The sequence below is a fragment of the Sulfurospirillum sp. 1612 genome, assembly GCF_036556685.1.
In the GTDB taxonomy this organism is placed as follows: domain Bacteria; phylum Campylobacterota; class Campylobacteria; order Campylobacterales; family Sulfurospirillaceae; genus JAADIZ01.
This window is the reverse complement of sequence record NZ_CP140614.1, coordinates 2270527-2296751: the sequence shown is the minus strand read 5'-3', so window position 1 is coordinate 2296751 and position 26225 is coordinate 2270527. Positions and strand designations below refer to the sequence as shown.

Genomic DNA, 26225 nt, shown 5'->3' with positions numbered 1-26225 from the left:
GGCGTGAATTATGAAGAAAAAAACTGTATGGGCAATCATTTTATTATTAGCAGTAGGAATTTTGAGTATTAATTTGCCGGCTCAAAATCGGTATTATTATAAGATGGACAATATTCAAGCAGAACACTATATCAGTGCCGCTAGGGCTGAGGTGCAAAACAATAATTTAAACCTTGCGTTGACATACGCTCAAAAAGCGGTACAAGCTAACAGCTGGAGTAAAAAAGCTTGGGATAATTATAATGATATCGTCAAAAAGATGGTAGAAGCAGGCGGTGTGAAAGATTTCACCGCTCCGGTAGCCGATACGATGGCACCACCGGCTGAAGTACAAGCGCAAGCGCCTGCTCCAAGCGATGATGATGGAAGTCAGTTTGAGGGGTGCTAGAAGTGATTTAGAACAGTATCTACTAGATAAGAGACGAAGATTTTTAAAGTTCTTGCCTATCATGGTGGCAGGAGCTTTCTCTTATCCCCTCTACCGGTTTGCTTTGTTTAGTGAAAAGCCAAACCGAAAAACCTCGATAGCCCTCAAAGATATTGGTGAGGGCATCACTAAAATCACCAAACAAGAGTACTTTATCTATAAAAGAGCCAATAAGATTACCGTTTTTGATGCCCACTGTACACATATGGGGTGTATTATTCATTTTGATTCACAACACAAGGTCTTCAATTGCCCCTGTCATAAAAGTCGTTTTAGCATCGAGGGCGTGCGACTCAGAGGTCCCGCAAAGAGAAATTTGGATACAATTAGCTATAAAATTCAAAATAAAACACTCTATATAGGTTGATTTAGATGCATCTCAAAATGTCAACATTTGTATCATGGCTTAGTATGGGCTTATTTTTGCTTAGTATGGCAAGCGGTTTGATTGTCGTTTTTGCGTATCATCCCTCTTTGGCTTACGATAGTGTGCAAAAGATGCGCTTTATTATTCCGTATGGAGATTTTTTTAGAGCTTTGCATTATTTTAGTTCTGAAGCTTTTACTCTGATGTTACTTTTGCACATCGGATTTGAAGTAGCGAAAAAAAAGATCAAGATATCCAACACTTCTTGGAATTATTCGATTTTAGGATTTTTTCTTGTGGTGGTGTTGATGTTTACAGGATTTGTACTCAAAGGAGACCAAAGCGCATCGGCGGCAACGGATGTGGCCTTTAACCTCATGAAAAATACGCCGATATTGAGCCATTTGGTACCGCTATTTCAAGACGAAAGTGTCTATTATTATAAATTTTTTATTTGGCATGTTATCTTTTTGCCGCTTGTTTTATCGTTGGCGATTTATAAACACGTGAGTACGCTCACCGTAAAGATAGAATACTTCACGATTGCGATTGGTTTGAGTATTGCAGGATATTTACTCTTTGTCATGCCACCAGACATCGCGCTTACTCAAAAAGTCGATACCCTCAAAGGGCCTTGGTTCTTTTGGGGTGCGGAGAATTTATTGCGTGTTAATTTCTCCTCTTTGGCGGTCAATCTCATCTTGCTTATTCCTTTTGGATTGCTGATGGCATTGCCTCATATTGGTTATAAAAAGAGTATTAAGACACTCATCGTAGCATGGGTTTTAGGATATTTTGCGATGAGTCTCATTTGGTAAAATAAAAATAAGGATGATGGATGAATAAAATGGAGGCGATACTAGAAAAACAAAAAATTATGATTCTCGATGGCGCCACGGGAACGGAGCTTGAACGCAGAGGTTATGATGTAAAAGACACGCTTTGGTCTGCGAAGTTTTTGATGGAAAATCCCAAAGCCATTGAGATGATTCATAAAGATTATCTCCAAGCCGGAGCCGATTGTATTACGACTTTGAGTTATCAAGCAACATTTGAGGGGTTTATGAAACGCGGGCTTGATGAACAAGAGGCCAAAGCATTGTTGCAGTCTGCTGTGACGCTCGCCATAAAAGTGCGCGATGAATTCTGGGAGGACAAAAACAACAGAGTCGGGCGTATGAAGCCTCTCATCGCAGCGTCAGTGGGACCTTATGGTGCTTATTTGGCTGATGGGTCTGAGTTTCGAGGAGATTATGGTTTGAGTAAAACCGAGTTGGTAGATTTTCATCGCAAACGTGTCAGTGCCCTCCTAGAAACAAATCCGGATTTACTTGCATGTGAGACGGTACCGTGTCTTATCGAAGCCAAAGCATACGTGAAGCTTTTGAGAGAATTTCCCAAGGCGAACGCTTGGATTAGTTTTAGTGCCAAAGATGGCAAACACATCAACAGTGGTGAACGGATTCAAGAGTGTGCCGCATGGCTTGATGATTGCGAACAAATCGTCGCCATCGGTATCAATTGTACGGCACCGGAGTATATCGCATCGCTCATTGAAGCGATAAAAGCAGTATCTAGTAAACCCATCATCGTCTATCCCAATGCCGGTGAGGTGTATGATGCACAGAGCAAAAGCTGGAGTACGAAAGCCACCACTGTATCTTATGGCATGATGGCGCATCGCTGGTACGAAAAAGGTGCGCGCATCATCGGAGGCTGCTGTCAGACTACGCCAGAAGATATCGCTCAAATCGCCAGATGGGTTAGAAAGTAAAAGGCAAAAATCAAGAAGTGACTCACAAAGCGACAGATTCTCAAATAGCATGGAAACTTTAAAGCGTTGCATCAGTTGATAGGATAAGGAGAGCATAAACAAACAACAAGGTGCTTGCTAAAGCAAATTTTGATACAATTATTTAAAAATTTGGGGTATTGCGATGAGGTTCGTATGATTAAAAAAACCTATATTCTTTTTATTGCAGTGGTGCTCTCTCTTGTGTTTGTGGTGGTATCGATTTTCCAAAACAAACCACTACCAAAATCTGAGATCACCAAGCCTGACCAATGCCTCAGCTGTCACTCTGGCATGAGTGATATCGATCATGCGCATCCCAAAGCAATCTTTGGCTGTGCGATGTGTCATGGGGGCAATAAATTTGCAACTGATAAAAAAGACGCGCATCAAGGCATCGTTTTAAACCCTGCTAGCTTAGATCACGCACCCCTGTTTTGTGGCAAATGTCATAGCGATATTATCAAGCGTGTCACAAATTCGATGATGAATTCCCAAAGTGGGATTTTAAATGTTCTCAAATACCAATGGGGTGAATCCAAAGATTTAAATTCTACGATTGGCGTGCAAGATATCCGGGGCGATATCAATACCAGTTCGATGGCGGAGAGTCATTTTAGAAAACTCTGCGCGGCGTGTCATGTCAATCAAGACCCCAAAATCTTCCACAATCAAAAAATCGCACGAGGTGGGGGATGTGCAGATTGCCACAAAATTACCGATACCAAAGGCAATCACCACGCCACTTTTAGCTCTATCATTCCGATTCAAAATTGTACCAAGTGTCACAACCGCTCCAACCGAATCGGGCTGGCTTATCAAGGTATCTTTGAGAGTGAGGGCTATGGTACGCCTTATAAACACGGTCAATTTACTCATAAAATGTTTGATGGCCGGTACTATTATAAACTACCCGCTGATATCCATCACTCAAAAGCGGGGATGAGTTGCATCGATTGTCACAGCGAGAAGGGTGTCATGGGCGATGGGCACAAACATTTTCACATGGAAGAAGCCGAAGATGTGAAATGCCTTGATTGTCATAAACCACATTTTGCTCCAGCTGATTCACTCGCGCAAACGCTTAGTGATTTAAATGGACACATTCCAGAACCCAAAACGATTGCATATACGCTCAAAAAACATGCCCCACTGTATCATGTACAAAAAGTAAAAGACAAAGCGGTGATGTACCGAAAAGAAGATGGCAAACGTTTTGATATTACGATGATGAGCGACAAGCCCTATCATACGCTCGCCATTCATAAAAGGCTCGATTGTAGTGCGTGTCATGCCCCTGTGGCTCCGAGTTGTTATGGCTGTCATGAAGTATATTTTGATAAGGGAAAACAGTTTGATTGGGTAGCCAAAAAAGTAACCCCAGGGCAGTGGCAGGAATTGCGCAGCTTTTTGAGATTTGAAGAGCCTTCATTGGGGGTGGGTTACAACAAAAAGATTATGCCGTTTGCTCCAGGATGTCAGGTGATTGGGACTGTGTTTAAGAATAACAAAGTAGAAAAATTCCACGCTTTAGCGATGGCAGGCTGGGACCCGCATACCACACAAAAGAAGAGTAGGACTTGTGTGGATTGTCACTTTAAGCCCGCGTCTTTGGGACTGGGGCGAGGGAATTTGGATATCAAAAAAGGCAAGATTATCTTTGAGCCATTTTACAACTCTGTTAAAAGTGGGCAGCCTGTATCATATCCGCTTGATAGTTTTGTCTCAAAAGAGGGCAAACAATTTCAAAGCACTTCGAGAAAATATGCGCGAAGTTTCAACCAAAAAGAGCTCCACCGCATCATCGGTGCGTATCGGTGTATCCTCTGTCATGATACTTACAGTGACCCGATTTATGTCGATTTTAACCGTTCCAAAAAACTTTTCTTTAGTGGGAAAACCTCATGTTTCAAAAAATAATCCTCTCTTTGGCCTTTAGCACTATCATGATGGCGCAAAATTGTGTGCAGTGTCACAAAAAAGAGGTGCAAAATTATCAGCATAATCTTCACTATACTTTGAGTAAAGCCATCAATATCACAAGAGAGGCATGGGGAGTGAAAGATTCCAATGTCACTTTTCAAACGCTCCCACAAGCAAAAAAAGATATCAAAAATCCCAGTGATTTAGTCGATGATTTTCTAAGGCGCAAATGTCTCAAATGTCATATCGACAGTAAAACCAACATCAAAGACTCCGGAATAAAGCGGGGTGTGAGTTGTCTAGCCTGTCATGAGCCCCATCAAACAAGTGGAAAATGCCAAAGAGATAAAATCAGCATGGACAAATGTCTGAGTTGTCATAACAAAAACTATGTCGGTGGGGATTATCAAGGGCTTTTCCCAAAAGATGAAGAGGCGAGTTATCGTGCGCCACTTCGTCAAAACGGGTATTTCCCAGAAGTGAAATATGGCATCGATTATCATCATCTCCAAAGCGATGTACATTTTCAAAAAGGCATGACATGTGTGAGTTGTCACACGGCAAAAGATATGCATGAGGGCAAAAAAGTAAGCTGTAAAGATTGCCATAAAAATCCAAGTGCCAAAAACCATCCTGCTTATCATGATAATATTTCATGCAGTGCCTGTCACGCTTCTTGGAATAACAGCTCTTATGAGCTCTCCGTGTTTCGAGATGATATGGCAGATTATGCGAAATGGAAAAAACTCACTTTGCAAGAAGATGAATACCTGAGCAACTTCTTGCATCGTGCTTTGAGGTCTAAAGAGCAAATCAAACCGCTGATGCCCGATTGGGTGAGTGGGGGACTCAAAAAGGGCGTGTGGTATAGTGGTTATAGGTACCGAAGATGGGAAGATGTTGTGCTTGGTAATAGCGATGAGGGCAAGATAGAGATTTTGCGTCCGCTGTATCAATACCGCATCAGTTACCGTGATGCAAATGGTACGATGATTTTGGATGATGTGCGCAACGCCAATGGCCAAAAAACAGAAGCTTGGATTCCCTATTCGCCGCATACGATTACAAAACATGCCAAATCCTGCGAGCGATGTCATGATAATCCCCTCATCACCCATCCTTACCGTGGAGACAATGCGATACTAAAACTAAAAGTACCGATGCGATTCATCGGTGCGACTGCGCTCACCAAAGAGCAAATCGCCAAAATGCGGTCATCCAAATATAAACAGATTCGCGCCAAAATGATATTTTCGGAGCAGTTTTAAGTAATTTTTGAAAATAAATTGTTTTTTTAGTTATAATATAGACTGATGGTATTTATGTTGTTTTAATGTTCTATCTGGAGGTGTTACATGAGCCACGCTTTTCATATCTCGATTTTATATGTCGAAGATGAAAAATCAGTCCGAAGTTCGGTGGCGCGTTCACTCTCTCTCATTGCTGATCACGTTTATACTGCTGAAAATGGAGAGGACGCACTGCTTTGTCTGAAAACCAATCCGATTGATCTGATTATCACAGATATCCGTATGCCCAAACTCGATGGATTGAGTTTTGTGGAGACATTACGAAACGAAGGTCTTGTGGTACCAGTGATTATTACTTCGGCTTTTAATGAGACGGATTATCTGCAAAAAGCAATCGACTTAAATATCGAAAAATTTATTCTCAAGCCGATTCGTCTGGTCACCTTGATGGATGCGGTCACCAAACAAGCCGATATTATTGAAAACAAACGACTCTTAACGGCAAAAATCGAAGAACTCTCACGCTATCGCAAAGTAATAGAAGAGACCAATTTTAGTATGTATATTGATTCTGATAAAAAAGTCACCAATATCAACGAGGCATTGCGCGATTTTATCATGAGATTGGGTATGGACCCAGATAGTATTCAATCCATAGATGATATCTTTCAAAAGCAAGATAAGCATGATTTGATGGAGCGCGTGTTGCAATATAAAATTTTTAGCGATTCGGTGACGCTGAATCTAAATCATGAAAAATTTTCAGTTTTAGTCACAGCGTTTGCCTCTTCTATAGAAGACGACAACATCAAAGAAATCACGATTCTTTTTAAAGATATCACGACAATATTAAGAGATAAAGAAGCACTAATTGATCGCTTATACAAAGATGAATTAACAGGCTTGCCCAATCGTCAAAAATTATTTTATGACTTGCTTCAATTTCATCAAAAAATTTGTATGCTGCTCATCGACATCGATGGCTTTTCAAAAATCAACCACCTCTATGGCTTTCACACCGGAGATATTGTCCTAAAAGAAGTAGCCAAAGTGCTCACAGAATATCAGAGCGATGGACGTATCAACGCCCTATACAAAAGTGATATGGACCTTTTTGTTGTTGTGATTGACAAGCCAGATTCAAAGGATTTGTCGCAGGTAGAAGCGCTTTCTATGGAGATTATCAAAGATCTTGAATCCCATCAATTCGTGATTTTAGACGATACCGAAATCAATATTGGTATCACAATAGGTGCGAGTAGCAGTACACAAGAAGATCTCTATATTGAAGCTTCTTTGGCTTTGGAAATGGCCAAAAGAACGCGCAGTGATTTTAAGTGTTTTAATAATTTTACCGATATGAAACATACAGCAGAAAAAAACTTAAAGATGCAAAATAAAATCAAAAAAGCACTCAGAGAGTCTAAAATCATTAATTATTATCAATCCATTGTAGATTCTAAAGGCGAGGTGATAAAGTACGAAGCACTCGTGAGGATGGAAGACCCTGATAATGGAGAAATCTTGACCCCTTATCAATTTTTGGATATTGCTAGAGAGTCCAAAAATTACCCCCTTCTCACCAAGCAAGTCATCAAAAATGCCTTTGCTGATTTTGGCGCATCAAATATTGAATTTAGCATCAATCTCTCTTTTGTTGATATTATAAACCCCGAAATTGTTTTGATGTTAGAAGATATGCTCAAAAGTCATCAAGGTAAAACGGTGACGATAGAATTACTCGAGGTAGAAGGGTTGATTGATGTGAGTGAAACCATCAGGTTTTGCAAAAATATGAAAAGTATGGGGGCTAATATCGCCATCGATGATTTTGGAAGTGGCTATTCTAATTTTATCTACTTTTTCGATATTCCTATTGATATCTTAAAAATCGATGGTTCTTTGATTAAGCGGGTGGGGGATTATCGCGGGTATATTGCCCTAGAGACGATTGTAGAATTTGCACGTAAGTTAAATATCAAAACCGTAGCGGAATTTGTTGAAGATGCGAATATTTTCGAAAAATTAAAAAAACTCAATTTGGATATGTATCAGGGTTATCATTTTTCAAAACCCAAACCACTTTCAGCGCTTTAGATATCGGTCGATATTATTCCTGCGTATCCATCAATCAACAAGGAAATAGTATATGCGAAATTATCTTGCCCGATTTCATTTTATCAGTAAATTATTGCTACTTATCATTCCTCCTGCTGTTATTATTTTATATATGAGCGCCCAAAAATTCTATGCAGTCTATACCCACAATAAAAATCTGCGTGAGGTCGAGCGTGTCCTCATGATTGCCCCACATATTGGCAAATTGGTGCACGAACTTCAAATAGAACGCGGTCTTTCTGCTGGGTATCTTGGTTCAAAAGGTAAAACATTTGTGCAGCGATTGGCGACACAGCGCACGTTAGTAGATGCACAATACAAATCGGTACAAAAACTTTTAGAAGATTTCAATCATCATGCTGGTACGCAAAAGATTTATGGAATCTCCTCCTTGCTTCAAGAGCTCAAAGATGTGCGCGCCATCACTGATACGCTGGATATCTCTGCTAAAACGCAGCTAGAGATTTATAGTAAGATTATCATGAGGAATATCAATATGATCTCTACATTTTCTAAGTATTCCCAAGATGTGTGGATTGCACGTACCTTGATGGTGTATGTGAGCTTTTTGCATGTGCAAGAGGATATTGGCATTGAGCGGGCTATCGGGACTAACACGTTTGAAAATAAGAGATTTTCTCCTGGGATGCGCGTCAAATTAATCAAGATCTTGGCACAAAAAGATGTATCATTGACTTTCTTTTTGACGCATGCTGATCAAGAAGTCCTTGATTATTATGAGAATATTGCTACATCCGTACCCTCTAAACAATTGACGGAGATAGAGCATCTTTTGATTCAAGGTAAAGATTCTGATATTTTTACAGTAAATTCTGCTGAGTGGTTTCGTTTGATTTCTAAAAAAATTGATATTTTAGAGCAAGTTGATGCCTATTTGATTACCACAATCATGACGCATATTAAAAATCATGATGCCAAAATACGTCACAATCTTATCACGATTTTTGTTTTGAATATGGCTATGATTATTCTCATGTTACTCATTATTTATTATGTTTCCAAAACGCTTTATATAGAAAATAGAGACCAGCAAAAAGTCCTCTTGCAACAATCTAAAATGTCTGCCATGGGTGAGATGATAGGTGCCATAGCCCACCAATGGCGGCAACCACTGAATGCCATCGGCGTTTTAGCCCAAGAGATAGAATTCAAATATGATGCGGGTCTTTTACAAAAAGATGAGTTAAAAACACTCAATAAAGAGGTTTTGGAGCATCTTGATTATATGTCACAAACTATCAATGATTTTCGTGATTTTTTTAAGCCAGATAAACAAAAAAAGGTTTTTGATGCACAAAAAGCCATAGAAGATGCCCTGAAGATAATCGGCAAACAATTAGAAGCTCATGATATTAGTGTCACGGTCAAAACGCGATGTGATGAAGCCAAACATGACCTCGCACATTGTTTTGACGTCGATGGTTATGAGGGTGAGTTCAAGCAAGTGGTGATTAATCTTATCAATAATGCACGCGAGGCTATCGAAGAAAAGCTCAAAAGTGATCCCACATCAAAAAAAGAAATTTCAGTTCTTATTGAGCGGAAGATGAGTGATTTATCGATTCGTATCAGAGATAGCGGTGGGGGTATCAAAGAAGAGATGCTAGATTCGATTTTTGATATTTATATCTCAAGCAAAGAAGAGCAACAAGGGACGGGTTTGGGCTTGTATATGTCCAAACTCATCATCGAACGCAATATGTTGGGCATGATACATGCGAAAAATAGAGAAGAAGGGGCGGAGTTTGAAATCTTACTGTTTGCTGCATCTTAATGGGTGTGCCATTTGTCGTGATTTTCGTGTGAATGCGTGTAGTAGATAAAGGTATGATGTTCCTCTTTAAATAATTTGGATTCCACTTCAAAAAGTTGATTGAGATGGGCTGCTTCTATCTCGTGTGTTCGGATTTCTTTAAACACACGCCCTTGTTTGAGCATCAACAAAGCATCACCATAGTGTAAAGCATGTTGGATATCATGAAGCACAATGAGGGTGATGATATGGCGCTCTTTTGTCATTTTTTTGATAATTTTCAAAACTTCCAGTTGATTTTTAGGGTCCAAACTTGATATAGGTTCATCCAGTATCAAAATTTTTGGCTCTTGTATGAGTGAGGCCGCGAGTAAAACTTTTTGGCGCTCCCCGCCACTGAGGGTGGCGATATTTTTGTCCAAAACTTTCTCAAGCGATAAATCGGCAATCATTTGCTCAATCAACATCCGATCCTCTTTTTTAATCCTTCCTTTGGCGCTCGTATATCTTCCCAACTCCAAAACCTCTAAAACACGCATCGAGGGAAATTCACTAAATTGTGGCATATAAGAGAGGATTTTTGAGATGTCTCTAGGAGAGAAGTCATCGATGGATTGTTCATTAAGATACAGATGGCCTTGTTGTTGTTTTAATATTCGCGATACAATCTTCAAGAGCGTCGTTTTCCCCGCACCATTGGGGCCGATGATGACTTTCATCTCACCCTCATGTGCTTCAAAAGAGAGCGCATCTAAGAGCAAGCGTGATTTGAGCTGATAGGAAATATTTTGGACTTTGAGTGACATCAACGCCCCTTTCGTAATAAGAGATAAAGAAACATCGGTACTCCCATAAAAGAGGTGAGAATGCCAATCGGCAAGATGATAGGCATCAAGATGATTTTTGAAACAAAATCCGCACTGAGGAGCAAAATAGCACCGATGAATGATGAAAATACAAGGATAGAAAAGTGATTGGCGCCAAAAATCATCCTGGTGATGTGAGGGGCGACCAGACCCACAAAACCGATAATCCCCAAAAATGACACCGCAACCGCACTAAGCAAAGAGGAGAGCAATAATGCACCAAATCGAAACCTTGTGACATGCACACCGCGAGTCATCGCGCTATCATCACCGAAACTCAGAGCGTCCATTTTCCAATGTGAAAAAGCAAAATAAACATACACAGGCACAAAGACAATCCCCATCATGATAATATGATTCCAGGTCACTTTCCCTAGTTCTCCAAAGGTCCAAAACAGTGTTGCGGATGCTTCCATATCATCGGCAAAATATTGCAAAAACATCGTCATAGAATGAAATAAAGACCCCAGCGCCACCCCTGCTAAAACCATCGCATTGGGAGAAAGCGAAGAGACACGCGATAATAAGACGATGAAAAGCATGCAGAGCATACTCGCCAAAAAGGCGCAAAATCCCACACTGAGTGTCGAGATAGTGGTATTATCACTAGAATAAGCTTGCAAGACAATGATGGCAAAAGAGGAGCCAAAGGCCGCAGCTTGCGAGATACCAAGCGTAAAGGGAGAGGCCAGCTGATTTTTGAGCGCGCCTTGCATGATGGCCCCGCTCAGGGCTAAGAGAGCCCCTGCTAGAATGGCTCCGAGTGCTCTTGGGAGTCTGAGTTGGGTGATAAAAAGATTGTTTTGGCTATCAAACAAGATATTGAGATCGTGAAAATTAATGCCATTAGAACCAGTTAAGAGGTTGATGAGTAAGAAAAACAATAACAAAAATAAGAGCGCGACAAAGCCGATAATGCGTTTTTGAATCCGTTTTTTGAGATGTTGGGTCTGTCTCATCGAAATTCCATAATCGGATATCTTGAGGGCAATAATTTAGCATAATCTTTGCCATAAAATGCATGATAGATGTCACTCATTTTCGCTTTAACATCGATGTCAAAGCCCAATTTTGAGAGGATAATCCAACTATTAATATAGATATTTGCGATATTGGTATTGTAAAAATTATAAGGCAAAAGCCAAAAGATTTTTTTGTTTTGATATGCGGTGAGTGATTGATAGAGTGTTTTTTTATTATTAAAATTTTCTAATAGGATTTTTTTGCCAAACAAGTCTAAAAATATCAACGGAGGATTTTTTCTGATGAGGTCCTCTTCATGAATAATAATATGGTTGATTTTGGCATTTTTAGAGAGGGTGTTTTGGATACCTAAAAGCTCAAATGGAGGGTAATGTCGCTCACTGCTTGTGATGCCATGTGCGCCTTTAAAACCAATGCCTCCGATATACAAATCCTGATTTTTCAGATGAAAGGCGGCGAGTTCTTTTTCTTGTTGGGTCATAAAATCAATCAACATTTTCGCTCTTTTCTCTTTGTGAAAAACTTCTCCTAGTTTTCTCAAGGATTGTTTGATGGCATCGAGTTTATCCTGCGTGCCACCATATCCTGCCCCGTAACTGATGGCGACAATCGGGATGTGCGTTTGTTGAGATATGAGCTGACGTTGTTTTTTGTCGATAAAAGAAGCGATGATGACATCGGGTTTGAGCCTGATGAGCATCTCTGGATTGGGCAGTTTACCCGCACCGCCTGAGCCGATAATAGGCAGTGATGCGATGCGCTTTTGTCCTAAAATACTGCGGTATTCAGAAAAATTTATCGATTTTGTTTCAATTTTTTCGACACCCACAATTTTATCGTGCACTTGCATATAGACTAAAAGTCGCAATGCTCCAGGACCGATGGCTACCACTCTGTCGATAGGCTTTGCAAAACTTGTCGCACCAATCAGTAAAAAACAAATCATCCAGATTTTCATCAAAACTCCATTATATTATTCTATAATATTAATAAGGCAGATTATATCAAGGCTATTTTAAAAGAAGGTTATTTTTTCTATTTCTTATATAAAATTGGCACAAAATATGATTGCTATCATGATAAATTTTTTCTAAATTGTTACCGATTGTTTACTCCTTGTGTGCTAGCATAGTCAATGGGTTATTCCCAAAAAAATAAAGGAGGCCAATATGAATGTAACTTCTAGCTCAAGCTACCCGACAACGATGTCAAACTCTATTTTTAGTAATAGTAGTAGTTCTTTGAGTACCAAGTTTGCAAACGATTTGCTTTCTTCTATGGACAGTGATTCTAGTGGTGGCATTGATGTTGCAGAGTTTAGTGATGCAGCACTTGCGCTTTCTGATGCCAGTGATACATCGAGTATCGAGACCGCCTTTTCATCTCTCGATACGAATCAAGATGGCAATATTAATGTCGATGAACTTGCGAGTTCAATCGAAGGAATCATGAACCAACAAGCCGGTGCAACCGGTGGTATGCCTCCACCTCCTCCACCTCCTTCCTCAAGTAGTGGTGGAAAGAGTGAAGAGGATGATGCGTTGAGTGCTATTGGTACGACTTCATCAAGTGATAGTGAGACAACGATCTATGATGCAGCAGATACCAACAATGATGGAACGGTATCATTGGAAGAAGCATTAGCATACCAACAATCCATGCAAGAGAGTAGTGTGAGCAACAATGCAAAGCCCCAAAACGGAGACTTTATGCAATCGCTCTTAGGTCACGTTATTTCTCAGTATGCTACTGAGGATGTCACGACCACATCGGCACTCAATCTTAGTGCCTAGCATAACTCGCCACGCTCTAGGCAAAACGTGGCGCGTTGTCTTATCTTTATTAAGGCTTTGATATAATAGAGCTCATGATAAAAATATTATTGATAGAAGATGATGCGGAATTGGCGCAATTATTAGCACAAGCACTCAAAGAAGAAGGCCTTCAGGTGCGTATCGCACTCAAACCGCTTGATGGATTGATGGCCCTTCAGGATGAGACTTTTGATGCTTTGGTGCTTGATCTCTCTTTACCTCAGATTGATGGATTGGAGATTTGTCGGGTGGTGCGAGAATCCATACCGAATTTACCGATTATCATCTCCTCAGCACGCTCTGATATTAGTGATAAAGAGATGGGATTTTTAAGAGGCGCAGATGATTTTCTGCCTAAGCCTTATGACCCTAGGGAGTTAGTCTTTCGCCTAAAAGCAATCATGCGGCGTAGCGAAGCAACAGACGTTCCCAATAAAGCCATTTTTTTATTAGATGAAGCCAAGCATGTGATCAAAAAAGGAGATCAAAATTTGAGATTAACACATGCAGAATATGATATTATCGCCTACATGTTGAAAAAAGAGGAAATGGTGATCTCTCGAGAAGAGCTACTGCTCAATATTGGCTCTATCAAATACGAAAGTAGTTTTAAAAGTATTGATGTGATTATCGGTAGAATTCGACAAAAAATTGGAGACGATCCTAAAAACCCTCGATTTATTATCTCCGTACGTGGTATTGGATATAAGTTTGTCAATGCCTAAGCTATCGATTGTCGCACTGATTTCAGGGTTTTTTATTTTTATGTTAGCTCTGATTAATACGGCTTTATATTTTGAACACCAGCGACAAAAAAAAGAGTGGCAATATTTTGCATTGCAACGTTTTGAAATGGCCATGAAATTGATACATGATAATACCAAAGAGACATTAGACCAAGAAACAAAGCTCAAAATCAAAACCAGTCATATGTCTAAATCGGTGCTTCAAAAAGAGGGGGAAATGATAATTCAAAGTCAATTTTCTGATATGATGCGCTATAAAGGGAAACTCTTTTTTATACCAAAACCACCGCCAAGACCTCCTATCAATGGGGATGTTTTGCATCTTCGAACATTCCAAAATCCATTGATTTTAGAAGACATGGAACAATTTTCTTATGGACGATTTATAATTTTAAGCGGACTTATCAATGTTTTGATGTTGCTTTTCTTTTGGGTGGTACTAAACAAACTTTTGAATCTCAAAAACTTAAAACAAGCGATTATGCGCATCGAAGAGACGAATCATTTTAATCCGATTGTCTTAAATAGTGCCGATGAGTTGGGAGATATTGCCCATGAATTTAATCAGGCTATGGAAAAAATCCATCTTTTAAAAGAGGCGCGAACCTTTTTCTTGCGCAATATTTTACACGAATTAAAAACGCCTATCATGATGGGCAAAATTGTGTCAAATTCGCTTGAAGAATCCAAGAAAAAACAACAACTGCAACAAGCCTTTGTCCGATTGGAACGGCTGCTTTCTGAAATGGTAAAAATAGAAAAATTAAACTCAAATGAGTGGAAATTAAAAAAGCAAGAGTATCGGTTGGTGGATATTTTAGATCATGCTCGCGATCTTTTGATGTGTGATACCTCCCGGATTAAAATACTCGGAATCGCACAAGCCCCTCTCATTACGGTAGATTTTGAACTCTTTTCGACGGCTTTTAAAAATCTTCTTGATAATGCGCTCAAATATTCACAGGCTGATGTTTTGATACATATTAGTGCTACGCATATTAAAATCTGCAGTTTTGCCAAGGCACTAGAGGCTCAAAAATTGGATTTTTCCAAACCCTTTAACCGAGAAACAGAAGGCGCAACATCAGGCTTGGGATTGGGACTTTATATTGTCAATGCCATCTTAAAAAAGCATGGGGGCACCTTGGAATATGAATATCAAAATCAACAGAATTGTTTCATGTTTCGCCTTGGTGATTTGAAATAAACTTTTCTGGTTAGTATTTATTTTAAAATTAACATAAATGCAATTAGGATATAATATGTCTCTTATAAAATATATAGAACAGAATCTACTTTTTAGGCAATTTACATGTACAAGGCATCGCAATTAGCAGGATTTTTTATTGGTATCTCTTTTCTTTTAAGTATTACGGCATATTTTCTTAACCCACAATATCTCATATATGCGGGTATTTTAGCATGGATTGCTATGATTATACTTTTCTCATCATTGAAAAAGAAGAAAATGTTAAATATTTTTTTATTGCTGAGCGTTATCAACTTTTCAATCTCGTATTATAATGATTTCACGATAGATTTTTTTAGAGTGTTCACAGTCAATCAATACATGCTGACACTGCTAATTGGCGTGGGATTTTTGCGGCTGATTACCAATCCTAAAAAAGATTTTTCTCATAACCTTCCAAAAGGTATTACCTCTTTTATGAAGACTTATGTGAGTTTGCATCTATTTGGCTCGGTTATCAATATGTCTTCAATCATTTTAGTGGGAGATAAATTATATAAAAAATCACCACTTTCAGATTCGCAGATTATCATGCTCACCCGTTCTTTTGCTTCAGATGCGTTGTGGTCACCATTTTTTGTGGCATTTGCTGCGATGATTACGTATGCGCCTCATGTAAAAACACCGGTGATTTTAGTGATAGGGATTTTTTTGGCGTTGGTGGGATTTTTGTTGACGTATCGAGAAGTTATAAAAGACCCAAAACTCAAAATTGAAACCTTTTTGGGATATCCTATGTCGTATGATTCTCTTTATTTGCCTTTTGCTTTGGCGCTGTTAGTCTTGGTTGCCAATCACTTTTTCCCACATATTAAGATTATTATCTTGATTCCGGTTTTTTCTATTATCTTAGTGTTATGCGTTTTGCTAATAAAAAAAGGTGAGATTTCAGCTCAGCGTGCGCTTTGGCATCATGTTGTGCATGAGTTGCCCAATATGAAGTCTGAATTGTCGCTCTTTTTGATAGCTGGTATGTTCGGAGTCTCAGCAGGTTCAATACTCGCGGGATTGCATCTGCGTATGCCATTTGAAAATTTTGAGTGGATGGAAGCATCGATGCTACTTGCTGGATTTATCATCCTGTCGTTTATCGGGGTGCATCCGATTATCACCATCGCGACCATTGGCAATTTGTTTGCAGATGTCAACAATACGCTCTTAGCCGCCGTCGTTTTGATGGCATGGTCGACTTCTGTCTCCACGTCACCTTTTAGCGGCGTGAATTTGACACTAATATCACGATATAATTTAGAGGGCAGTCGAATCTTTAAGCTCAATATCTTTTATACGTTGAAAATGTACATTGCCTATACGTTTTGTCTCTTTCTCATATCAAAATATTTACATGTATCATGATATAGGTAAAGCCTACAATGTTACAAATCCCTAAAATATTGCATTCATTTTTGATAATGTTTCACAATATCACTTTTTTTATCAATCCCAAGTGATTTTTAAGAAACAATCTAATATAATCAATTCTAATAATAATTAGGAGAGATTATGAACAAGTTTATTCAAACCATCGGTTTTGCATCATTGCTACTATTGATAGCAGGATGTGGAACAAAAGCAATCGTAGTAAAAAATCAGATGCCCTCTAGTGTTATCACCTCACAGCAGGCCAATCTCCCAACAAAAAATGCAAAAATTTCACTTTTTGTCTTACATAATTATACTGATACTCCAGAAGCAGGTATGCGTGTCACCAATATCATCGAAGGGATGTTGATCTCCAAAGGATATCATGTTGTTGAGCATTTTGATGCGACGCATTTGAGTTTACAAAAAGCTGCACAAATCGCACAGCAAGATGGTTCAGATTATTTTTTCCGTGGCGGTGTGAGTGAATGGCGCTATAAAACGGGAATCGACGGCGAGCCCGCTGTGAGTTTTCAATGTACCCTTTATGATGCAAAAACGTTAGCCGTGGTATGGAGCGCAACAGGTGCTGATAGTCGATGGGGAAATGATTCGATTGGTACTACCGCTCAAAATTTACTTGAACAGATGTTGAAACCATAAGCTTTGCTTTATGAAAAAAAATAAAAAAAGACGCGTTGATCATGAGTCTTTAAACGATAATTTATTTAATAGAATATCTCAATATCCTATCTTTGAAACGATTGCGATATTTTTATTATATGTGGCCATTGGGTATTTGATTGATCCTCATGATATTTGTATGCTCAATTCAGAAGTGTCATATATGACCATTCTTTTGATTGTCGTCACACTGTTCCATGGCTTAGAAGGGGGGCTCTTGCTCATTGGCCTCTTTGCCGTTTGTATGTGGTATTTTTATCCTGAATTTTATTATGTCCAGTTTTTGATGGGTATGATTATTACTCTGATTTGTGGCGAATTTTACTATTTTTGGAATAAAAAAATCAGAAAATATAAAATCAGTTCGGATTATCAAGAAACCAAACTATTAGAGCTTAGCAAGTCCTTTTATGCTCTTAAAATCTCACACGATCAATTAGAAAAAAACTATGTATTTAAGCCGATGAGTTTGCGTAACTCGATCCGATACATCAAGCAGATGAGCCAGAATGAAGATCGCTATTTTAAAGAATTTCTCAGCCTCATAGAAAATACCTTTCAAATCAACATCGCGACATTACTGTATAAAAGTAGAACCGATAAGACTTTGCAGGTGGTGGCACAATCAGAAGGCACGCAAGAGCAGGGGCACCTCAATTTGCAAGATCCCCTTGTGAAAATGAGTCTGGAATCAAAAAGACCGGTTTATATCAGTGACCATGCCAAAACGCAAAGTCAGTATATCGCTGCCATTCCAACCGTATATCAAGATAAAATAGAGGGAATGTTACTGATAGAAAAGATGCCATTTATGTCTTTTAACAAAGAGAATTTGATTGCTATTTCTATCATGTTTGACTATTTCTTTTCGCAAATCCGGATTCAAGATGAACTGGATGGTTTTACGGATTTAGAGATAATCGAGGATTTAAGTTTCCGATTAGAATGTGCGCGTTTGATACAGATGCAAGAGCGCTATCAGGTCAATTCTAGCGCCCTTGTTATCAAAACCGATGATGCCCTCATGGGAGAGCGATTGTATTCGATGATTTGCAGATTGTTGCGATCACTCGATAAGGTAACGGCTGTGAAGGGACCGCAATATTATAAAATTGTCATGATATTTCCTTTCGCCAATAAAGATATGATCGAAGGGTTTATGAAGCGACTTTTGACACGATTTGATGATATTGATGCGGATGATTTTGAGCAACTCACTTTTGATATGTCACAGATTGAACTGATGGATAAATTCTTAAGATTAGAACATGCAAAATGATATATTAGTATTTGGATACCAGCATCTTGCATTATTATGTACGGCGTATATTGTCCTCAATCTATTAGTATCTATTCTGGTAGCTAAAGGCTTAGAGAAGCGCTTCCCAGAACAGAAGAAAATCGTTTTTCTATTCTTTTTCCTCTTTCATATCGTCGTCCCTATTGTCGGATTTGTATTTTCGATTTGGATTGTTTATCATATGCGATGTGTGGATTATCCTCATGAAATCAAATCGGCACATATGATTAATATGGATGAGTTTGAAGATACGTTTATTACGATAAATCGCTCATTTGGTGAGGGGTCTATGTCTGATCTTATGATTAATGACAGTATTGGTTTAGAGAAGAAAATGGATGGTTTGGCCTTTATCTCAGAAAATATAAGCAATAAAAACATTAGCATTATCAAACAAAACTTTTCGAATCAAAACGATGAAATCCGTCTCTATAGTTTTGCTATTATCAATAAGATGGAAAAATCACTACAAGAGGTGATTCATGGTCTTTTAGGCGACTATAAAATGGAAAAAAATCGGACAAAAAAAGCAGCCCTAGCCAAAGAGTTGGCCGAAACGTATTGGGAAATCATCTACTATAACCTCTCTGATGATGCCTTGGAAGATTATTATGTTCGACAAGTGTATCACTATTTGGATGAGGTATTAGAAGTGACGCCTTATGATTTGTCTGCTCACTTGTTGTTAGGACGCATTCATATGTTGCAAAAAAGATATGATGAAGCGACGACAGAGTTTGTGTTTATTATTGAGAGTAATTATGAGTATTTTAAGTTTGTTATTCCCTATTTGTCAGAAATGTATTTTAATTCCAAACGGTATTTTTTAGTCAAATCCCTTCTCTCTAACACAGAAGATTTAAAATTGAATTTGAGTTTAAATTCGATTTTTGAACAATGGACGGCAAAACATCATGACTAAGTATATACGACAAGCAAAGCATGTAGATGTGATGTTGCTCGCGGAGGGGACGTATCCTTATATTCGAGGGGGTGTCTCATCTTGGATTGCCCAAATACTCGAAGGATTGACGCATATTCAATTTGGTATCTGTTTTATTGGTTCTCGCGCAGATGATTATGATGGGATCAAATATGAATTACCAGACAATCTTGTGCATCTTGAAGTTCATTATATTGCGGAGGAACACGCTTTTAGTCCAGAGAAACGAGAGGGGAATAAAGAAGCCTTTAAAGCAATATCCGCCTTACATGAGTCATTTGAACATTCACAAAGTGATTTGCCTCCTGCGATGCGAGATATCGATTTTTATATCAATCAAGTACCGTTTGAGGATTTTTTGTATTCGAGACAATCGTGGCAATTTATCAACAAACACTATATGAAACATTGTCCTAATATCCCTTTTATCGACTATTTTTGGACACTGAAAAATTCAAACCGTTCGATTTGGGTGTTAGCCGAAATTGCTGCTAATTTTCCTTCTGTGAAGGTGTTTCATGCTCCCTCGACCGGTTTTGCTGGTTTTCTTGGAGGCTTAGCGGCACACAGTTTCAAGAAGCCTTTTGTTCTCACAGAACACGGGATTTATACAAGAGAGCGGAAAATCGATATGCTCACCGCGCAATGGATTGATTATAAAAAGCCGTCTTTATTGAAACAGCCAGAAGAACTTAACTATATCAAGTCCATGTGGGTGAAATTTTTTGAAAAGATAGGGTATTTTTCATACGAACGTGCCAATCTTATTTTGTCCTTGTACCCAGGCGCACAGAAAATCCAGGTGGCGTTTGGTGCGAAACCTAACAAAACAAGAGTGATTCCCAATGGCGTCGATGTTGATGCTCTGCATGCTATTATGCGACCAGAAGACGCACCGTGTGCCCCGGTTATTACCTTGATTGGTCGGGTAGTCTCAATCAAAGATATCAAAACCTTTATCCGTGCCATACGTATTGTTGTGAATACAATCAAAGAGGCAGAAGCATGGATTGTTGGACCGATGGATGAAGATGTAGAGTATGCAGATGAGTGTGTCAAGATGGTAGAATCCTTAAATTTACAAAAACACGTCAGATTTTTAGGCTTTAAAAGCATCACTGAGATTTTGCCCAAAACCAAACTTCTGACACTCACATCCATTAGTGAGGGGATGCCTTTGGTGATTTTAGAAGGTTTTGCTGCGGGTATTCCTTGTGTCGCGACGGATGTGGGCAGTTGCAAAGATTTAATCGAAGGGGGTCTTGATGATGAAGATATCGCTTTGGGATCTGCTGGAGCGCTGAGTGTGATTGCGAATCCTAGTGAATTGGCAGAGCAATATATTCATTTTTTATCTGATGAAGATGCATGGAAGAAAGCACGTGCTGTCGCATTAAAAAGGGTTGAAAAGTACTATCGCAAAGAGATATTTTTAGATAAGTATGATGCAATCTATCACGATATGATGAAGGAAACATAATCATGGCAGGTATCGGTTTTGAACTTCGTAAAATACTAAAAGCTAATAGTTTATTTTCATTGGCAAAAGTCTATGGATACTCTGCCATCTTGAGTTCTGGTCCTTGGGTGATTTCGATTATTGCGATTATTTTCGTAGGCTTTATCAATATTATACATTTGGGAGAGATTGGTGAAACGGCCAAATTTCAAGTGGTCATTACCTATGCGATTGCGCTAGCCTCAAGTCTGGTTATCACCGGCATCATCCAACTTCCTTTTACACGGTATGTTGCCGATTTGATTTTTGCAGAGCGAAAAGATGAGGTGTTGCCTTCATATTTTGGTGCGATTTTTCTCTCTTGGGTGGCAGGAATCATCTTCATCGTTCCTCTGGTATTATGGGTTTTTAAGGGTGAGAGTTGGATATTTTTGTGTGGCGTTATTGCGACATTCTTGGTGTTGTGCGGCGTGTGGATTTCGAGTATCCTGGCGGCGAGTTTAAAATACTATCTTAGCGTGGTGTGGTCTTATCTGGTTGCTTATTGTTTGATTGTATTATTTTCTTATCTGTATGGCAATACCATTGAATCACTGATTTTTATATTTTTCCTAGGCAATGCGATTTTGTTTGTGGCCTTGATGTCTTTGATTATTAAAAGCTACGATTCTCATATTTTTATGAGCCTTAAATTTATTGGCGCCAAAAACTTTTATTGGACTTTGGGAATTGCTGGATTGATGTACAATCTGGGGTCTTGGGTGGATAAGTTTGTCTTTTGGTATCATCCGATGACGGGAAATCAGGTGATTGGACATTTGCATGCTTCTGTGGTGTATGATATCCCGATTTTTATGGCGTATTTGTCAATACTTCCGAGTATGGCCATTTTCTTTTATCGTTTGGAAGCGGATTTTGCGGAAAAGTACAATCTCTATTATGATGCGGTTCGAGAAGGTGGAACGTTGGGGACGATTAGAAAATATCGTAATGAGATGGTGAGTGTCATCCGGCAAGCCCTTTTGGAGATTTTATTATTGCAAGGCATTATCAACATCTTATTGTTTCTTGTGATGCCTTCCATCTTTGTAAAATTACACATTCCGCAGCTCTATCTGGGGCTGTTTCATATCTTGACAGTGGGCGCGATGTTGCAGGTGCTCTTCATGTCATTGTTGGCAATCTTGTATTATTTGGATAGAAAAAAAGTAGCGATGTGGCTGTGTATTGCATTTTTTGTTTTAAATTTTTCTTTGAGTTTATTATCTATTTATCTCGGGCCTGCTATGTTTGGATACGGCTACACCGTATCTCTTTTGATTGTATTTATCGCCAGTTTGGTTGTAATAAGGAGAGAATTAGATGAGTTGGATTATGAAACTTTCATGTTACAATAAAATCATCATCATGATGATGCTCGCGATGCAAGTCGCTTTTGGATCCCTTAGCGACAAGAGTGCTATGGTCTATTATGGAGAAGACATCTCATATCCCATGGTTGGCATTCATGATTATATTATCGTTCAGCCCAATCATATTGATACCAATACCCATGGCTTTTCTGTTTACAAAGATAAGATGTATGCCTATGTGAGTGTCGGAGAAATCGATAAAGATGGTGCCTATTATAATAAAATTAACAAAGCATGGATTGCGGGAGAAAACAAACCATGGCATGCAGCTGTTATGGATATTACCAATGAAGCGTATCAAAACTTTTTATTTGATACGGTGATTCAGCCTGAGGTGGAAAAGGGGTTTAAAAACTTCTTTTTTGACACCCTTGATTCTTATGAAATTGTGAGCAAAACACCTGAGCAAAAAGCGCGCAGCAAACAGGCATTGATTGCTTTTATCAAACGGTTTCATGATACCTATCCCAAGGCCAAGTTGATTATCAATCGAGGGTTTGAACTCTTAGATGCTGTTCACAGTGATATTACTGCTGTTTTATTTGAATCTTACTATAAAGGTTTAGGCGGCAAAGATTTGCATTATCAAGATGTCAGTGATGCTGACCGTACGTGGCTGGATGCCCAAATACAAAAGGTCAAATCCTATCATTTAGATGTGATTGATGTTGATTATCTCTCTTTTCAAGATAGAGATCAAGCCGATGCCTTAGTGGCAAAAATCAAAGCAAAAGGTATGATTCCTTATATCTCAAATAAAGATTTAACCCGTTATGGGCGCTCTTCTAAAAATGCGCTGAAGCGAGAGATTTTGACATTGATTGACGAGAAGCAAAAAGATCGGATAGAACTTGCAGCGCATCAAGTAGGAGCATTGCCATTAGAGTACATGGGATACATCGAAAAAATGCGCGATATTGATGAGCGCGGGTTACCAAAACTAGAAGATATGGGGCAATACGCTGGTGTCATTGTTTGGTTACGTGATGCTTATAAAAATCCGCAAGAGTTAATCGATTGGGCCAAGAGTTTACAGCACATTGGTGTGAAAGTTGTCTTTGTCGATAATTTTGGTGTCAATCTCTCTCGAAATATTTTAAATCCACTGGGTATTTCGATTTCTCGAGTGGGTGTGGATCCTATACAGAAGAATAAAATCATCTTTCAAGATCCTATGATGGGATTTGAAGTGGCCCCTACTAAAAATATTGGCTATTATCTCAACCCTAGTGATGCGAGAGCATTATTGGTGCTTGAAGATGAAAAACAAGAAAAGACTACGCAAGCGGCTATTACCCCATGGGGTGGGTATGCTGTGGGTGATGCTTGGATGGTGGATTTGAATCAAGATAATATTTGGGTGATGAACCCTTTTAAATTTTTCAAAGAAGCCTTGCGACTCAAAACTTTGATAGTTCCTGATCCGACCACAGAAAACGGCAATCGTATTTTGTATTCTCATGTTGATGGTGATGCGTTTATGAATCGTGTGGAGTGGAATCCGAAGCTGTTTTCAGCTCAGATTATTTATCGCGATATTTTAAAACGTTATGCCATTCCTCACTCCATATCGATTGTAGGTGCTGAGATTGAGCCTGATGGTTTGTATCCCAAACTCTCTCCTGAGTTGATGAAAATAGCCAAAAAAATCTATGCACTTCCTAATGTAGAGGGAGCCTCTCATACCTTTTCTCATCCGTTTTATTGGGAAAAAATTCATAATCAAACACTGGCGCCACAGTATCGTCTTGATCCAAAAGGGTACACCTTTTCTTATGAGCGTGAAATGCTTGGTACCATCAAGATGATTAATACTAAACTGATGCCTCCTTCTAAACCAAAAGATCGTTTGGCACGCACCATCTTTTGGACGGGAGATTGCGTTCCTAGTGAGAGCGATTTGGCTTATGTTTACCAACACCATCTTTTAAATCTCAATGGTGGAGATACCTATATCACCAATGATGCGCCATGGCTTAGCTATATCGCCCCTTTTGGAATCAGACGCGGGCATTATTATCAGATTTATACTGGTGCCCAAGATGAAAATGTCTATACCAATGATTGGCGAGGCCCTTTTTGGGGCTTTAAAAAGGTAGTGCAAACATTTAAACTCACCAATTCACCGAGAAGATTTAAGCCAATCGATATATATTACCACTACTATTCTGGATCCAAAAGAGCTTCATTAAATGCGCTAAAATATGCTTTTGATTGGGCAATGAAACAAGATACGACACCGCTGTTTGCTTCCGATTATATTCCTAAAGTGATGGATTTTTATACGGTATCTCTAGCCGAAGAGGCCGGAGCATGGAAAGTCTCCGGAATGCGAGATTTGCATACATTGCGTGAAGAAAAAAGGGGAGCGGGTGTTGATTTTGAAGCTTCCAAAGATATCATAGGTGTCAAACATTTTGAATCACATACTTATTTTCATACCGCAAATACGCCAAGTGTATTGCTAAAACCGATAGATAAAATTCAAAATAAACCCTACTTGATTGATGCGAATGCTCCTCTTGTGAGCTATGATGTTAGTAAGAAGAAACAGGTTTTTCATTTTAAAGGTTATGTTGGGCTCAAATTACATTTTAATCTCCCAGCCGCGTGTCAAATCACCTCAAAACCTAAAGCCTCTAAAATCATACGAAAACAAAATGATGTGAAGCTTTACTACAACAACAAGAAGGAAGCACAAATCGATGTTGTTTGCAAATAAGCCTAGAGAATACGTTGTTTCCTTTAGAGAGATAATCTTCATATTGGCTGCTTTTGTCTTTATTTTGGTGATTCTTTATCCCAAAAGCAATTTGGAAAAGCAGGTATTATCTGAAAATACCAATTATAATTTGAGTATTATTTATCTCAAAAATATGATAAGAAGTGATCCCACCAGTGAACCTTTGATGCTCTCATTGGCACAAAAAAGTCTCAAAGCGGGCAAGTTGCATTTGGCACTGGGTATCGTGGGATTATTGTATAAAAGTACGGATGCACATATTCGAAAAGAGGCTTATTTATTAGGGTATCAATTAGAAAAAGCTACTTATTATTTTGCAAAAGACAGCCAAGGCAAAGAAGAGGCGATTCAAGCACTCAAATCAAATCTCTCCGTCATCGTACAACAGCACTACTATGATACTAAGGAGAGTTACCACTGGTATCAAGAAGCGCTTTTCTTAAAAGAGACACAAAAAGCATATCAGTTTATCCAAATAACACTCAAAGAACATCCTGATAATATTGCGTATTTGAAAGATGCGTATTATCTCTCAGAACAAGTGGGCAAAAGCACAGAATCGATTCAATATCTTCATGCACTACAACGTCATGATGGGGCTCACCTGTCTCAATGGCTAGAAGAGGAGTACCAATTTTTAGTCAAAATCAAACATATAGCGCAAGCTGAGAGTTTATTGCTCAAATTGGCGCCGGGCTCGGTGTATTGGAGCAATAAATTGGCTGAATTTTATAATGCGCAAAATGAGCAAATCAAATCGGCAATGGTGTATAAAAGATTGTTTCAAACGGCATCAACATACAGTAAAAAGAAGCACTATTATCTTTTGGCAATCAAAATGCTAAGAGCCGGAAATCACACGAAGATGGCATCAGATTTTGCATACAAATATCAAAATCGCTTTTTAAAAGAGAGAGAGATGAGGATTTTATTGCTGAAACTCTACACCGCGGCAGGAGATGTCCCTAAGGCGGCTAGTTTGTCTAAGAAAATTTTGGATAAGAAAGATTAA

General features: G+C 38.9%; 22 protein-coding genes. 19 read left to right on the top strand and 3 right to left on the bottom strand.

Annotated elements, in window-relative coordinates:
* Positions 1–10: 10 nt before the first annotated feature.
* The 8 genes from SFB89_RS11530 to SFB89_RS11495 all read left to right on the top strand — a co-directional run bounded on the left by SFB89_RS11530 (position 11) and on the right by SFB89_RS11495 (position 9672).
* A complete protein-coding gene (locus SFB89_RS11530; protein WP_331774839.1) occupies positions 11–388 on the top strand; it encodes a hypothetical protein in 378 nt (125 codons plus the stop codon).
* Positions 363–794, top strand: a complete 432-nt coding sequence (locus SFB89_RS11525; protein ID WP_331774838.1) for a QcrA and Rieske domain-containing protein — start codon at positions 363–365, stop codon at positions 792–794. Before SFB89_RS11530 ends, SFB89_RS11525 begins: the two co-directional genes overlap by 26 nt.
* Before the next feature lie 5 nt (positions 795–799).
* Positions 800–1612, top strand: coding sequence for a cytochrome b N-terminal domain-containing protein (locus SFB89_RS11520; RefSeq protein ID WP_331774837.1), 813 nt, complete (start codon positions 800–802; stop codon positions 1610–1612).
* A 20-nt stretch (positions 1613–1632) separates the two neighbouring features.
* Positions 1633–2568, top strand: coding sequence for a homocysteine S-methyltransferase (mmuM, locus tag SFB89_RS11515; RefSeq protein ID WP_331774836.1), 936 nt, complete (start codon positions 1633–1635; stop codon positions 2566–2568).
* Positions 2569–2742: 174 nt separating this feature from the next.
* Positions 2743–4506, top strand: a complete 1764-nt coding sequence (locus SFB89_RS11510) for a hypothetical protein (protein WP_331774835.1) — start codon at positions 2743–2745, stop codon at positions 4504–4506.
* Positions 4491–5777 carry a hypothetical protein gene (locus SFB89_RS11505; RefSeq protein WP_331774834.1) on the top strand — a complete coding sequence of 429 codons (1287 nt, stop codon included), beginning with the start codon at positions 4491–4493 and terminating at the stop codon, positions 5775–5777. Before SFB89_RS11510 ends, SFB89_RS11505 begins: the two co-directional genes overlap by 16 nt.
* 87 nt (positions 5778–5864) lie before the next feature.
* Positions 5865–7856 (top strand): EAL domain-containing protein, encoded by a 1992-nt coding sequence (locus tag SFB89_RS11500; protein ID WP_331774833.1) that lies wholly within the window; start codon positions 5865–5867, stop codon positions 7854–7856.
* A 52-nt stretch (positions 7857–7908) separates the two neighbouring features.
* The gene (locus tag SFB89_RS11495; protein WP_331774832.1) at positions 7909–9672 is read left to right on the top strand and encodes a nitrate- and nitrite sensing domain-containing protein; all 1764 of its coding nucleotides are present in this window, start codon (positions 7909–7911) and stop codon (positions 9670–9672) included.
* On the opposite strand, the gene SFB89_RS11490 is transcribed toward SFB89_RS11495, so the two are convergent.
* From SFB89_RS11490 to SFB89_RS11480, 3 genes are read right to left on the bottom strand one after another with little or no spacing between them, the layout of a single operon-like run.
* On the bottom strand, positions 9669–10457 hold the full coding sequence (locus SFB89_RS11490; protein ID WP_331774831.1) for an ABC transporter ATP-binding protein: 789 nt from the start codon (positions 10455–10457) through the stop codon (positions 9669–9671). The genes SFB89_RS11495 and SFB89_RS11490 overlap by 4 nt on opposite strands.
* The gene (locus tag SFB89_RS11485) at positions 10457–11476 is read right to left on the bottom strand and encodes a FecCD family ABC transporter permease (protein WP_331774830.1); all 1020 of its coding nucleotides are present in this window, start codon (positions 11474–11476) and stop codon (positions 10457–10459) included. Before SFB89_RS11485 ends, SFB89_RS11490 begins: the two co-directional genes overlap by 1 nt.
* On the bottom strand, positions 11473–12459 hold the full coding sequence (locus tag SFB89_RS11480) for an ABC transporter substrate-binding protein (protein WP_331774829.1): 987 nt from the start codon (positions 12457–12459) through the stop codon (positions 11473–11475). The genes SFB89_RS11485 and SFB89_RS11480 overlap by 4 nt, the downstream gene beginning before the upstream one ends.
* 211 nt (positions 12460–12670) lie before the next feature.
* Between SFB89_RS11480 and SFB89_RS11475 the strand changes: the two genes are divergently transcribed.
* The 11 genes from SFB89_RS11475 to SFB89_RS11425 all read left to right on the top strand — a co-directional run bounded on the left by SFB89_RS11475 (position 12671) and on the right by SFB89_RS11425 (position 26225).
* Positions 12671–13294, top strand: coding sequence for an EF-hand domain-containing protein (locus SFB89_RS11475; protein ID WP_331774828.1), 624 nt, complete (start codon positions 12671–12673; stop codon positions 13292–13294).
* A gap of 74 nt (positions 13295–13368) precedes the next feature.
* A complete protein-coding gene (locus SFB89_RS11470) occupies positions 13369–14040 on the top strand; it encodes a response regulator transcription factor (RefSeq protein WP_331774827.1) in 672 nt (223 codons plus the stop codon).
* The gene (locus SFB89_RS11465) at positions 14033–15268 is read left to right on the top strand and encodes an ArsS family sensor histidine kinase (protein ID WP_331774826.1); all 1236 of its coding nucleotides are present in this window, start codon (positions 14033–14035) and stop codon (positions 15266–15268) included. The genes SFB89_RS11470 and SFB89_RS11465 overlap by 8 nt, the downstream gene beginning before the upstream one ends.
* Positions 15269–15373: 105 nt before the next feature.
* Positions 15374–16666: a tellurium resistance protein TerC gene (locus SFB89_RS11460; protein WP_331774825.1), complete on the top strand. Its 1293-nt coding sequence runs from the start codon at positions 15374–15376 to the stop codon at positions 16664–16666.
* 147 nt (positions 16667–16813) lie between these two features.
* Complete coding sequence (locus SFB89_RS11455) at positions 16814–17335, top strand: hypothetical protein (RefSeq protein WP_331774824.1); 522 nt, start codon at positions 16814–16816, stop codon at positions 17333–17335.
* A gap of 10 nt (positions 17336–17345) precedes the next feature.
* Entirely contained in the window at positions 17346–18635 is a 1290-nt protein-coding gene (locus tag SFB89_RS11450; protein ID WP_331774823.1) for a PelD GGDEF domain-containing protein, read from the top strand.
* Positions 18625–19578, top strand: coding sequence for a tetratricopeptide repeat protein (locus tag SFB89_RS11445; protein ID WP_331774822.1), 954 nt, complete (start codon positions 18625–18627; stop codon positions 19576–19578). The genes SFB89_RS11450 and SFB89_RS11445 overlap by 11 nt, the downstream gene beginning before the upstream one ends.
* Positions 19571–21079 (top strand): GT4 family glycosyltransferase PelF, encoded by a 1509-nt coding sequence (gene pelF / locus SFB89_RS11440; RefSeq protein WP_331774821.1) that lies wholly within the window; start codon positions 19571–19573, stop codon positions 21077–21079. Before SFB89_RS11445 ends, pelF begins: the two co-directional genes overlap by 8 nt.
* A gap of 2 nt (positions 21080–21081) precedes the next feature.
* The gene (pelG, locus tag SFB89_RS11435; RefSeq protein WP_331774820.1) at positions 21082–22455 is read left to right on the top strand and encodes an exopolysaccharide Pel transporter PelG; all 1374 of its coding nucleotides are present in this window, start codon (positions 21082–21084) and stop codon (positions 22453–22455) included.
* On the top strand, positions 22421–25192 hold the full coding sequence (locus SFB89_RS11430) for an endo alpha-1,4 polygalactosaminidase (RefSeq protein ID WP_331774819.1): 2772 nt from the start codon (positions 22421–22423) through the stop codon (positions 25190–25192). Before pelG ends, SFB89_RS11430 begins: the two co-directional genes overlap by 35 nt.
* Positions 25176–26225: a hypothetical protein gene (locus SFB89_RS11425; RefSeq protein ID WP_331774818.1), complete on the top strand. Its 1050-nt coding sequence runs from the start codon at positions 25176–25178 to the stop codon at positions 26223–26225. Before SFB89_RS11430 ends, SFB89_RS11425 begins: the two co-directional genes overlap by 17 nt.